This is a genomic window from Mariniflexile fucanivorans, assembly GCF_004341235.1.
GTDB lineage: Bacteria > Bacteroidota > Bacteroidia > Flavobacteriales > Flavobacteriaceae > Mariniflexile > Mariniflexile fucanivorans.
The window spans coordinates 611019-623757 of the sequence record NZ_SLUP01000001.1; the positions used below are offsets into that span (position 1 = coordinate 611019).

The window sequence follows — 12739 nt, forward strand, 5'->3', positions numbered from 1 at the left end:
CTTTCTTTATTTCAGCATATATCGCAATCCAAAAAACAAGCGTCTTCCTTGATTGGGTGCATAAATATAGCCAGGATCGAAGGTTAAAGCATACGGGTTATTGGCTGTTTGTGTCGCATTTCCGTTGCCATCAAAAACAACATCATTATCAAACGGGTCGTTCGCTCTTGCTATTATAAACGGATTTCCTTTATTTGGGGTCCAGTCTAACAGGTTTTTAACTCCGCCATAAAACTCAAAATTCTTTAAGCCATCATAGGTTATTTGTATGTTTTGAATGCTCCAAATGGGTGATTCTGGTAATCTAGGATCTAAATCACCTAAAATAGGCAATCTCATGGGGCCATAAATATTACCTGTATAATCAATTAAGAAATTATGATTGAAGTTTTTATAAGAAACAGACCAAGTTCCAGAGTATTTTTCAGTTAAAATTTGCTGTTGCTTAATGCCATCTTCTTTTTGGGTTACTTCTTGAACTGTAAACCCTGCTAAAGCTTTAAAATTACTTGTTATTATGGCGTCTATATTAACACTAAAACCCAAACTTGAGGCGCCACCACTTAAATTATCATAAATAACTTGATTCGGGTTGGTATCATAATCTGGTAAAATAGCATTGGTAAAGAAGGTGTACCAAGCAGAGGCATCAATCCCTATTATTTTTCCGCTTTTTGTATATAACTTTTTAAGGTAATTTAAATTGACGTTATACGAGCGTTCTGGTTTTAATTCCTCTTCAATAATAACATCTCTTGCGCCATTTAATGCGGCATGCTCTTCGGTAAACAGATTTACAACTCGGAAACCAGTACCTGCGTTCAATCTAAAAATATCATGTTCTGTTGGTTTAAATTTATAGGCTATTCTAGGGGTGAAAATATTGCCATGGCGTTTATCGTAATCATATCTAGCACCAAGTAACACTTTATGTTTTTCATTTAATTTTATTTCATCTTGAAGGAATAGTGAAGGAATCACTATTTCATCTTCTTGTTCAGTAACCGGCGTGTTATCATTATAATAATTGTAACGTCCTGAAACTCCCAAAAGCCAATCGTGATTCTGGTTTGAAATATCCCATGTTAATTGACCAAAACCGATGCGTTGTTGCGCTAAATACAAGGTATTACCATAGGCTGAATTTTGGTCATGATCTGAATATGAAAACTGAAACATCATTTTTTCCTGTATAGGTAATTGATACTTTCCAATTAATTCATAACGCGTTGTGTAGATACTTTCGCCATATACATCGCTACCACCTCTGTACTCTGGTGTCCATTGCATTTCGCCACCCCAGCGGTCTTCGTAAAAAAAGCGACCAGCTAACGAAAATGCTCTGTTGTTTTGCCTTTTGAAATCCCATTTTTGAAAAACAGAAATACGGTCTTGCAAGGTAACATCGGTAAAATTATCATTATTCGCATCAATAGGATTTGAATAATTAAAATAATTAGCTCCTAAAAGCATGGTCGCTTTTTTACCCACATTTGCTTTAAAACCTAAATCAACATTTAGTTCTTCCCAATCTGTGGTATAACTATCAACAAATACAAGTGGTGCATTTTCAGGAAGTTTTGTAATAACGTTAATTAATCCGCCCACAGCTTCACTTCCATAAAGTGATGACGCCGGTCCTTTAACTATTTCAACCTGTTCTATTAAAGAGCTTGGAATGCCTGAAAGTCCATATACGGTAGAGAGTCCACTTACTATAGGCATACCATCAATTAGCACTAATGTATAAGGCCCTTCTAATCCATTTATGTGAATATCACCCGTATTGCAAACGCTACAATTTATTTGAGGGCGCACCCCATTTACGGCTTGTAAAGATTCGAAAATATTAGGTGCTGGATTTTTTTTTAGGAATGTTGGAGAATACACTTCCACGGGAACAGGACTTTCTAATCTGGTTACAGGTTTAAGGGTTCCAGTTATAACAATTTCGTCTAGTAATTCATCTTCCACTAAATTTATATCAAGATTAATATGCCCTCCTTTTAATGTTATAGGTTTTTGAATTGTTTTAAAACCTGTATAGGAAACGATTAATGTATAATTGCCTTCTTTAACATTTTCTATTATAAAACCGCCATCTTCCCTAGTTACAGCCCCTTTAGATGTGCCTTTTAAATACACGTTTACATAAGGAAGGGATTCATCATCAGTTGTTATTTTACCCGATATATTGTAAGTGTTATCTGCATTCAATACATTGGAAAGAAGCAAAAACAAGGCAATAAGGTTCTTCATTGGTTAGGTTTTAAATAATTTTTGGCAAACATAGTTATTTTTATTAAGTCTAAATAATGACAAAGGTCATATTTTTGAATATATTTATTTTTAGTCTTGCCTAAAAAAATATTTAATTGAAAGTAAAATTTAGTATATTTGTAAACTAAAGTGAACGTATGATTACATTATATGATTACATTATCAGAAGAAAATTATTTAAAAGCTATTTACCATTTAGGGAAGCAAGGTGTTGCAGCCGTAAGCACCAATGCTATTGCAGAAAAGATAGAATCGAAAGCTTCTTCGGTAACTGATATGGTTAAAAAACTAGCAGATAAAAATTTAGCCAATTATGTAAAGTATCAAGGCGTAAGTTTAACGAACGAAGGGCGTTTAGCTGCTGCTTTAGTTATTAGAAAACACCGTCTTTGGGAAGTGTTTTTAGTTGAAAAACTTAACTTTTCTTGGGATGAAGTGCATGATGTTGCCGAACAATTAGAGCATATAAAATCATTAAAATTGGTAAATGAATTAGATGCTTTTTTAGGGTTTCCAACCCACGATCCCCATGGCGACCCCATTCCAGATAAAGATGGCAAATATGCGCCAAATAAAAGTGTTAATATTCTAGATTTAGAAATTGGCAGTGAAGGTATTTTGTCTTTGGTTAAAGATTCTTCCGATGTGTTTTTAAAATACTTAAATAAAAACAATTTGGCTTTGGGAGATGTTATTAAGGTTTTAGAGTTCGAACCGTTTGATGATTCGGTAACTATTCAAACAAAAGAAAGGCAAATTATTATTTCTAAAGAAGTTGCCAAAAATTTATACTTAAGTCTATAATTATGAAGTACAATCCCACATACGCCCTCATTCTATTTTTTATCATATCGGGTGTTTTATATGTGCTATTTCGGCCTGCAAAAGGTTGGTTTTGGATTATAAAAAACAACTTTAAAAGCAACGAAAAAATAGTCACTGAAGATATATTAAAACAACTATACCATTTTGAGAATTCGGGAAATAAGGTCGATACCAAAACATTGCTTCAGGTATTAGACTTTAATAACAATCAAATTATAGAAGTTGTAAAAAAAATGACCATCAATGATTTAATTTATTTTGAATCGGATGTATTAAAATTAACGAATGCTGGTAGAGATTATGCTTTACGAATTGTTAGAATTCACCGACTTTGGGAACGTTATTTAGCCGATAAAACAGGGTTTAGTAAAGAAGAATGGCATGATAGAGCAGAAATGATGGAGCACAAATTAAACCATGATGAAACCAATACGTTGGCGGCTCATTTAGGAAATCCAAAATTTGACCCACATGGCGACCCCATACCTACTAAAACAGGAAAAGTGGCGGAAGTTCATGGTGTAGAATTGCCTTTATTACCTGTAAATTCCATTGGAAGAATTACCCATATAGAAGATGAACCCGAGATTATTTATAAGCAAATTTTAGCTGAAAACATTCACATGGGGTCGCTTATTAGAGTGGTTGAAAACAACGCAACGCGAATTGTTTTTCTTTCGGAAGGAGAAGAGTTTAGGTTAGCACCCATTGTGGCGGCTAATTTAACTGTAGCTCCTATTGAAAAAGAAATTATAATTGAGGATAATATTGCCAGATTATCAAGCTTAAAAGAAGATGAGACGGCCATAATAACAGGCATTTCAAAAGAAAGTAGAGGGGAAAGCAGACGCCGTTTACTCGATTTAGGCTTTGTAAAAGGTGCCACTATCAAAATAGATTTAATAAATCCATTGGGCGAACCGAATGCTTACCTTATTAAAGGCACCTCCATTGCTTTACGAAAAGATCAAGCGGCAAAAATTCTTATTAAAAAAGATTAATTTATGGATACTAAAGTAAAAAGTGCTTGCGAAACCTGTGCCCATTTTAATGCAGATGGTTTAAAAAAAATGGGCATTCATACAGATAATGTCGATTTTGTAGTAGCACTCGCAGGAAATCCAAACACAGGAAAAAGTACCGTTTTTAATTCATTAACCGGTTTACGCCAGCACACAGGCAATTGGCCAGGTAAAACAGTAACTAGGGCCGAAGGTGGTTTTGAGTATAACAAACAAAAATATAAGTTAGTCGATTTACCAGGCACCTATTCATTACTTTCGACTTCGGAAGATGAAGCTGCGGCCAGAGATTTTATTCTTTTTGGAAAACCAGATGTCACAGTTATTGTAGCCGATGCGAATCGATTGGAACGTAACTTAAACTTGGTGCTTCAAATTTTAGAAATTACCGATAAAGCTGTGTTATGTTTGAATTTAATGGATGAAGCCAAACGAAACCACATTATTATTGATGAAAGAACTTTGGCACGCGATTTAGGTATTCCTGTGGTTGCCACCAGCGCTAGGTTTAGTCAAGGAATTCCCGAATTGATACACACTATAAGTGAGATTGCTAATGGAAATATTATTTGTAAACCACACCGTATTAAAAACGTACCGAGTAATATTGAAAACGCTGTTAAAACACTTACTGCTGAGATTGAAAAAGAGTTTCCTAACATTCCGAATAGTCGATGGATTGCATTTAGACTGCTGGAAGGAGATACCGAGATTATTAAAGCTTTAAAATCGGGTGAATTAGTTTAAAATAAAATCATGGCAAATAAAAATATAGATCACATATTAGAACTCTCAAATGAATTGCGTTGGCAAATTGGCGATGAATTTCATGATAATTTAACCGAAGGTATTTATGCCGATGCCGCTCAAATTGTGAGTGATACCGTGCAAGTTGATGAGTCAAAAAAACGCTTCCGATTAGATAGACAAATCGATAAAATAGTGACGAGTAAGGTTTTTGGATTTCCCATCATGTTTTTAATCTTGGCAACGGTGCTTTGGTTAACAATTATTGGAGCCAATTATCCATCGTCGTTATTGGCACAATTATTATTAGATACCTTTCATCCCATTTTAAAAACGGGTGTGGCAGCTATTAATATGCCTTGGTGGCTTAGTGGTTTTTTAATTGATGGTGTGTATTTAGCCGTCGCTTGGGTAATTGCTGTTATGTTACCGCCTATGGCTATATTTTTTCCCATGTTTACACTTTTAGAAGATTTTGGTTATTTACCGCGTGTAGCATTTAATTTAGACAATTTATTTAAAAAATCGGGCGCTCATGGTAAACAAGCATTGACTATGACAATGGGTTTTGGTTGTAATGCAGCAGGCGTCGTAGCTACGCGTATTATTGACAGCCCCAGAGAACGCTTAATCGCTATTATTACCAATAATTTTTCTCTTTGTAATGGGCGTTGGCCTACACAAATACTAATTGCCACTATTTTTATTGGTGCTGTTGTTCCATCCACATTTTCTAGTCTAGCGTCTTTATTGGCAGTAATAGTTATAGCGGTTTTAGGGATGGCATTTATGTTTGGTACATCGTGGGCATTGTCAAAAACATTATTAAAAGGGCAAGTTTCTACATTTAATTTAGAATTGCCTCCGTACCGTCCACCACGTTTTTGGAAAACCATTTACACATCGTTAATTGACAGAACCATGATTGTTTTATGGCGCGCCATTGTATTTGCTGCGCCTGCAGGTGCTGTTATTTGGCTTATTTCAAATATTTATATTGGAAATGAAAGTATTGCTGCTTGGGCTATTGACTCCATGAATGGATTCGGGTTTCTTTTAGGTTTAAATGGCGTGATTTTGTTAGCTTATATCGTAGCCATTCCAGCTAATGAAATAGTGATTCCTACCATATTAATGCTTACGGTTTTAGTAACGGGCATTGATGGAGGTGCAGGTGCAGGTGTTATGTTTGAACTTGATTCAGTAAATGCTACAGGCGATATTTTAAAAGCAGGAGGTTGGACGTTATTAACCGCCATTAATTTGATGCTTTTTAGCTTGCTTCATAACCCATGTAGCACGACCATTTATACCATTTACAAAGAAACAAAAAGTGTAAAGTGGACGGTTTTTGCATCCATAATGCCTGTAATTTTAGGGTTTATAGTTACATTTTTAGTGGCTCAAATTTGGCGAATTGTGTTTTAGTAACCCAAGCTTTTTTTTAAAAAACTCAAATTAGAAGTTGAAAGAATGAATTAAAAAAAGTAATTTTTTGAAAATTTATTCTTTAAACTTCACCTGTTTCAAAATAACTTTAGGAAATTTTGTAATAGGTGTAATAGTTAGTTGTTTATAATAGCACTCCGCAGCTTCCGATTGTATTTGAATTTGCCCTTTGTTTAATATAGAACCATCAGGTTTTTTAGCGTTTTCAACCACCATAACCACTTCGCCATTTACAACATGTACTGAGTTGTTTCCTACTACATAGATTTCTAAAGTATTCCATTCGCCATGTGGTGCATCTAGTTCTTTGCTCGCACTAGTGTAGCCTATTTTTTCTAAGTAAGAAGAACTATTTGGATCGTAACTATTTCGTTTTTCACCCACAGTGCCTCGAATTTCTACAAGTGGTGCAGGGACTTTTGGTTCAGCAGCATTTCCTCCCAACGGAATAAAATCGCCTAAATCGGTTTCTTGAACTTGATACTCTAAAGAGGTTTTCCAAGTTTTCCAAAAACGACCATGCTCTCCATAACAATGGTAAAGGATACCGCTATCTCTTAACTCATCTAAACGTGGTTCCCATTTTTTATCGCCCCATTTAAACATGGTACTTAAGTGGTAATTTTCGAATTCCTCTTTAGTTGCTAAACACCCATAAATTTCCCCAGTTATTTTTAAAATGGGTTCTTCATTTTCAACAAAAACAGTAAAAACATTTTTTATATCGTTGTTTAAACCAAGAGGTTCTCCTTTATAAACATTATCTGCTTGGTAAGTTCCTTCGGGTAAATCTTTAACGGAGCTATGCGGAATTCCAATCCATACATCAAAATGGCTTAAATCAACATCTAGCAAATTAAGAGATTTTGAATTGTTTTGAGCAAAACTATGTAAACTGAAAAAAGTGATAAGAAAAGCAAACTTTAACTGAAGTGTCATTTTTTGAATATTTATGAATTCCAGTTAAATATATAGAAAAATTTTCTTTTAATGGCAGCCGCAACCATCATCGCCACCACATACTTTTTTTGATTTCGATTTTTTCCAAATAAATTTTCTAATCAAAAAAATGAAAGCAAACGCAATGGCTACAAAAACTAATATATTTTGAATGATGGTGTTCATAGTTTATTTTGTCGCTGTTACTTTAGTTTCATTTCAAAAGATTGTTGCTTCCGCAGAGAAATATGTCACTTTAATAATTGATAAGCAATTAATGCCACTACGTATGCAAAACCACTCATAATAAACAATTGTAATGTGGGCCATTTCCAACTATTGGTTTCCCGTTTCACAATGGCTAGTGTACTCATGCATTGCATGGCAAAAGCATAAAAAAGCAGTAATGAAATACCCGAAGCGAAGTTAAATAAAGGGCCTCCCAGAATTGGGTTAACCTCAGCAGCCATTCGGTTTTTGATGGTGGCTTCATCATCACTTCCAACGCTATAAATAGTTGCCAAAGTACCCACAAATACTTCTCGGGCAGCAAAACTACTTACTATGGCAATACCTATTTTCCAATCGTAACCTAAAGGTCTTATAGCGGGTTCAATAGCATGACCAGCGATACCTATATAAGAATGTTCCAGTTTATAAGAAGCAATATGTTGGTTAATTTCGTCTTCCGATAATTGTTGTGATGCATATTCGGTATTAATGATACTTTCGGCATTATTAAAGTTGTCACCAGGGCCATAAGATGCTAAAAACCATAAAATAATAGAAATAGCTAGAATAATCTTTCCAGCACCAAATACAAAAGATTTTGTTTTTTCCAACACCGTTATGGCCACATTTTTAAACATAGGCAGCTTATAGTTTGGCATTTCAACAACAAAAAATGTTTTGCTTCTTATTTTTAAAACCTTGTTTAATATGTAAGCCGAAAGAACAGCTATACCAAACCCAATAAAATATAAAAGCATTAATGTTAAAGCTTGATAACCTAAACCTAAAAATCGACCTTCAGGAATAATTAAAGATATAATGATTAAGTAAACCGGCAATCTGGCAGAACAGGTTGTAAAAGGCGTTACTAAAATGGTTATTAAACGCTCTTTCCAACTTTCAATATTTCTGGTAGCCATAATAGCAGGAATGGCACAAGCGGTACCTGAAATTAAAGGCACAACACTTTTTCCGCTTAACCCAAAGCGACGCATGATTCTGTCCATTAAAAATACCACTCGACTCATGTAACCACTCTCTTCTAACACTGAAATAAACAGGAATAAAAAAGCAATTTGCGGAATAAAAATAACAATACCACCAAGCCCGGGAATGATGCCCTCTGCCAACAAATCGGTAAAAGCACCTTGTGGCAACTGGATCTTGGTCCATTCGCTTAAGGATGCAAATGCGCTATCTATAAAATCCATAGGAACACTAGACCAATCGTAAATAGCTTGAAAAATGGTTAATAAAATAACAAAGAAAATAAAATAGCCCCAAATTCTGTGCGTTAAAATTCGGTCTAATTTTGAACGTAAATCTTTGGCTTGCGAAGCATCAATAGTTTGCCCATGCTTAAGCGCATTATTGATAAACTGGTAACGTTTTATGGTTTCTTTTTGCTGTAATCGTTTTAAATCGGCTTTACTTTTGGTCTTAAAATTCGCAACAGCTTCAATTTCCTTTCGATCTGTTTTTCCGAAGTTAACATCCTGCGTTATAACTAACCATAATTTATATAAAAGTTGGTTAGGGAATGCTTTCTGTAAATTGTCAAAATATTCTTTATCAATATCAGAAGGGTTTATGCAAGGTGTTACAGAAAGCTCTTTATAATTTGCAATTAGATTTTTTAAATTGTCAATTCCTTCTTTTTTTCGGGTACTTATTAAAGCTATTTTTGTTTGAAGTTCAGCTTCTAAATAATCAATATCCAAAGAAATTCCTTTGTAGCGCATCCTATCGGCCATATTAATTACCAATAGCGTAGGGATTTCTAAATCTTTAATTTGGGTAAAAAGGAGCAGGTTCCGTTTTAAATTTTCAACATCACTTACCACAACAGCAATATCAGGAAAGTCTTTATCGTTTTTATTTAAAAGCAATTCAATAACCACATTTTCATCTAAAGATGATGCGTTTAAACTGTAAGTTCCGGGCAAATCGATAATATGTGCCTTAATACCGCGAGATAATTTGCAAACCCCTTCCTTTTTTTCTACAGTAATACCAGGGTAGTTGCCCACTTGTTGGTTTAAACCGGTAAGCGCATTAAAAACCGAAGTTTTTCCTGTGTTAGGGTTCCCTATTAAAGCTACATTTATTTGCTTGCTCATCCTTGTTTTTCTATTAAAATATGAACAGCAGTTTCTTTCCGAATTGCCAAATGGGTACCATTTATGTTTAAATACATGGGGTCCTTAAATGGCGCCAATTGAACAAGTTCTACCAAATTACCAGGTAAACAACCCATTTCTAAGAGTTTTAATGGAATATGAATGGACGAAACATCTGTAATAATGGCGCGTTCTCCTCGTTTTAATTCGGCTAATGTGTATTGCAAACTTATTTAGATTGATTTTAAAGAAGCAAAAATAACTTAAATAGTTTAAAGTTAAAAAGTTTAAGGTTTAAAAGTTTTGGTTATCTAAAGTTGAATGGTTAAGTCGATTTACAACTTAACGACTAACAACTTAACAACAAACGAACATACAACAAACTATTTTTCCTGTTTAAGAATCTCTATATCCTCAAGAAGTTCTTTTATAGCTTCAGGATCAGTACCATCATAAAAGCCCCGAATTTGACGCTTTTTATCTATAAGCATAAAGTTTTCAGTATGTATCATATCAAAATCGCCGCCATCACCATCATCTTTCACAGCTAAATAACTCTTTCTTGCTAGTTCGTAAATTTGTTTTTTGTCACCTGTAACCATGTTCCATTTCGCATCATTCACACCCTTTTCAATGGCATATCGTTTAAGTTGCGCCACAGTATCAATATCTGGAGTAACGGTATGCGAAAGCAACATAACCTCATCATCATTTATAATTTCTTTTTGAATGTCTGCCATGTGGTTTGTCATAATTGGGCAAATGGTTTGGCAGGTAGTAAAAAAGAAATCGGCTACATAAATTTTATTCTTATAATCGTTTTGGGTAATGGTTTTCCCATTTTGGTTTATCAGTTTGAAGTCGGCTATTTTATGGTATTTTTTTTGATATTGAATGGTGCTATCCACCAACTCTGTGCTTACCATAGCTGGTTGATAAATAGGCAGAGGTTGGTATACGTTTAAAGTGTTGTAAATAATGGAAACAATAATGATGGATAAAATCAAGAAAACAATTCCGAAAATTTTATAATCTTTAAAAAAGGAAAGCATAATGTGCAGTTTAAAGGTAAACAATGTATAATAGGTGCAAAAATACAATACATTAATAATAAAAATAGTAATTTAACACCTTAAAGTGCTTTGAATTATTCCAAATAATTATAAAAAAACATTTTCATGAAAACAGGTTTCTTATCCGTTTTTTATCTAGTCTCCCTAAGTTTATTTGCGCAGGATTTCAATAAAAATTTCAATGCCATACAGAAAACAGAAGCCAAAGCGGCATTAAGTAAAATGCTTTTTAAAGCGAATATCAATACGGGGAATTATGATGTGAAATATCACCGTTTAAAGTTTAATGTAGACCCGTCAACTCCATTTATTTCTGGGGACGTAACCACCTATTTTGAAGCTAAAGAAAACCTAACGCAAGTAACGTTCGACTTATCAAATAATATGACTGTTTCGAAAGTTTTGCAACGCGGTAATGCACTATCGTTTTCTCAAAACGCAAATGATGAATTGATCATTACTTTGCCTGCAACACAAAATACGAGTGTTTTAGATTCTTTAACCATTAGTTATTCTGGAGATGCAGAAAGTTCTGGCTTAGGTTCTTTTGAACAAAATGAACATAATGGCTCCCCTGTTATCTGGACCCTTTCTGAGCCTTACGGTGCTAAAGGTTGGTGGCCTTGTAAACAAGATTTAATTGATAAAGCAGATTCAATAGATGTTTATATTACATCACCAACGCTCAATCCTTCAAACGAAGTTTACGTTGCTGTTTCAAATGGTTTAGAAAAAAGCCAAACTATCAACGGCAGTAACAAAATAACACATTTCAAACATCGTTATCCCATTCCTGCTTATTTAATAGCCATTGCGGTAACCAATTACGAAGTGTATTCGCATACCGTACAAAATAATAATAACCCATTCGATATTATAAATTATGTGTACCCAGAAAACATAAGTTATGCGCAGTCCAACACACCGGTTACCGTTGAAATAATGGATTTATATACAAACCTTTTTGAAGAGTACCCTTTTGCTAATGAAAAATATGGACATGCACAGTTTGGTTGGGGCGGTGGTATGGAACATACAACGGTATCGTTTATGGGTAGTTTTAGCAGAGGCTTGATAGCTCACGAATTAGCCCATCAATGGTTTGGTAACAAAATTACATGTGGAAGCTGGAAAGATATTTGGTTGAATGAAGGTTTTGCTACCTATTTATCTGGATTAACCATTGAAAATTTAGATGGTAATTCTGATTTTATAGCATGGAAAGAACAACTAAACGCCAATATTACATCTTCAACAAATGGTGCCGTTTATTTAACAGATGCCGATACCACAAGTGTAAATAGAGTTTTTAGTAGTAGATTGTCCTATGACAAGGGAGCGATGGTTTTGCACATGTTAAGAAAAAAGCTTGGTGACGTTAATTTTTTTCAAGGAGTAAAAAGTTATTTAAGTAACCCCAATCATGCTTATGGATATGCTAAAACGCCCGATTTTATAAATATTATGGAAAGTTCGAGTGGTGAAAATTTAACCGAATTTTTTAATGATTGGCTATACAACGAAGGATATCCTAGTTATACGGTGCAATGGAGCCAAACTTCAGCAAATCAAACAGCAATAAACCTGTCTCAAACGCAAAGTGATGCATCAGTTACTTTTTTTGAAGCACCAGTAACTTTAAAACTTATAGGGACTTTGGGCGAAACATTGGATATCACCCTAAATAATACCGTAAATAATGAAGATTTTTCACAAACCGTCAATTTCACCGTGGCATCTGTTCAGTTTGACCCCGAATCAGATTTAATTTCAAAAAACAATAATGTAACGCTTGCCGATAAAAATTTAGAGTTACAATCCCAATTCAAAATTTATCCAGTTCCAACTTCAAATCAATTCAACATCGTAAAACCTGAGCATATTCAAGTAACCGATGTTAAAATATTCAATACGTTGGGACAATTAATATATCATTCTAATTGGTCGCAAACTATTAACGCTACAACGTTTTCTTCGGGGTTGCTTTTGGTTCAATTCATTACTAATCAAGGTGTAATTAATAAAACCTTGTTAAAAAACTAGCAATACTTCG

General features: G+C 34.3%; 9 protein-coding genes and 1 pseudogene. 4 read left to right on the forward strand and 6 right to left on the reverse strand.

From position 1 onward, the window contains the following. Positions 1-6 precede the first annotated feature (6 nt). Positions 7-2259: a TonB-dependent receptor gene (locus EV196_RS02695; RefSeq protein WP_132214628.1), complete on the reverse strand. Its 2253-nt coding sequence runs from the start codon at positions 2257-2259 to the stop codon at positions 7-9. 171 nt (positions 2260-2430) lie between these two features. Here EV196_RS02695 and EV196_RS02700 point away from each other — a divergent pair, with 171 nt between their 5' ends. From EV196_RS02700 to feoB (EV196_RS02710), 3 genes and pseudogenes are all read left to right on the forward strand, one after another. Further along, positions 2431-3084 carry a metal-dependent transcriptional regulator gene (locus EV196_RS02700; RefSeq protein ID WP_132214630.1) on the forward strand — a complete coding sequence of 218 codons (654 nt, stop codon included), beginning with the start codon at positions 2431-2433 and terminating at the stop codon, positions 3082-3084. Positions 3085-3086: 2 nt separating this feature from the next. Next, the gene (locus EV196_RS02705) at positions 3087-4106 is read left to right on the forward strand and encodes a metal-dependent transcriptional regulator (protein ID WP_132214632.1); all 1020 of its coding nucleotides are present in this window, start codon (positions 3087-3089) and stop codon (positions 4104-4106) included. 3 nt (positions 4107-4109) lie between these two features. Continuing rightward, a pseudogene (feoB, locus tag EV196_RS02710) lies at positions 4110-6302 on the forward strand (ferrous iron transport protein B). A 75-nt stretch (positions 6303-6377) separates the two neighbouring features. On the opposite strand, the gene EV196_RS02715 reads toward feoB (EV196_RS02710), so the two are convergent. From EV196_RS02715 to EV196_RS02735, 5 genes are all read right to left on the reverse strand, one after another. Next, positions 6378-7262, reverse strand: a complete 885-nt coding sequence (locus EV196_RS02715) for a 3-keto-disaccharide hydrolase (protein WP_207902803.1) — start codon at positions 7260-7262, stop codon at positions 6378-6380. A gap of 48 nt (positions 7263-7310) precedes the next feature. Next, positions 7311-7448, reverse strand: coding sequence for a FeoB-associated Cys-rich membrane protein (locus EV196_RS02720; RefSeq protein ID WP_132214634.1), 138 nt, complete (start codon positions 7446-7448; stop codon positions 7311-7313). Between the two features lie 65 nt (positions 7449-7513). Then, entirely contained in the window at positions 7514-9613 is a 2100-nt protein-coding gene (gene feoB, locus EV196_RS02725) for a ferrous iron transport protein B (RefSeq protein WP_132214636.1), read from the reverse strand. Further along, a complete protein-coding gene (locus tag EV196_RS02730; protein WP_132214638.1) occupies positions 9610-9840 on the reverse strand; it encodes a FeoA family protein in 231 nt (76 codons plus the stop codon). Before EV196_RS02730 ends, feoB (EV196_RS02725) begins: the two co-directional genes overlap by 4 nt. Before the next feature lie 156 nt (positions 9841-9996). Then, positions 9997-10665: an SCO family protein gene (locus EV196_RS02735; RefSeq protein WP_132214640.1), complete on the reverse strand. Its 669-nt coding sequence runs from the start codon at positions 10663-10665 to the stop codon at positions 9997-9999. A 126-nt stretch (positions 10666-10791) separates the two neighbouring features. Here EV196_RS02735 and EV196_RS02740 point away from each other — a divergent pair, with 126 nt between their 5' ends. Next, complete coding sequence (locus EV196_RS02740; RefSeq protein ID WP_132214642.1) at positions 10792-12729, forward strand: M1 family aminopeptidase; 1938 nt, start codon at positions 10792-10794, stop codon at positions 12727-12729. The last annotated feature ends 10 nt before the right edge of the window (positions 12730-12739 follow it).

Bases quoted from the DNA above. Each gene is read 5' to 3' on its own strand.
- EV196_RS02740 (WP_132214642.1), top strand. From the start codon at position 10,792: ATGAAAACAGGTTTCTTATCCGTTTTTTATCTAGTCTCCCTAAGTTTA.
- EV196_RS02715 (WP_207902803.1), bottom strand. From the start codon at position 7,262: ATGACACTTCAGTTAAAGTTTGCTTTTCTTATCACTTTTTTCAGTTTA.
- feoB (WP_132214636.1), bottom strand. From the start codon at position 9,613: ATGAGCAAGCAAATAAATGTAGCTTTAATAGGGAACCCTAACACAGGA.
- EV196_RS02705 (WP_132214632.1), top strand. From the start codon at position 3,087: ATGAAGTACAATCCCACATACGCCCTCATTCTATTTTTTATCATATCG.
- EV196_RS02720 (WP_132214634.1), bottom strand. From the start codon at position 7,448: ATGAACACCATCATTCAAAATATATTAGTTTTTGTAGCCATTGCGTTT.
- EV196_RS02695 (WP_132214628.1), bottom strand. From the start codon at position 2,259: ATGAAGAACCTTATTGCCTTGTTTTTGCTTCTTTCCAATGTATTGAAT.
- EV196_RS02735 (WP_132214640.1), bottom strand. From the start codon at position 10,665: ATGCTTTCCTTTTTTAAAGATTATAAAATTTTCGGAATTGTTTTCTTG.
- EV196_RS02700 (WP_132214630.1), top strand. From the start codon at position 2,431: ATGATTACATTATCAGAAGAAAATTATTTAAAAGCTATTTACCATTTA.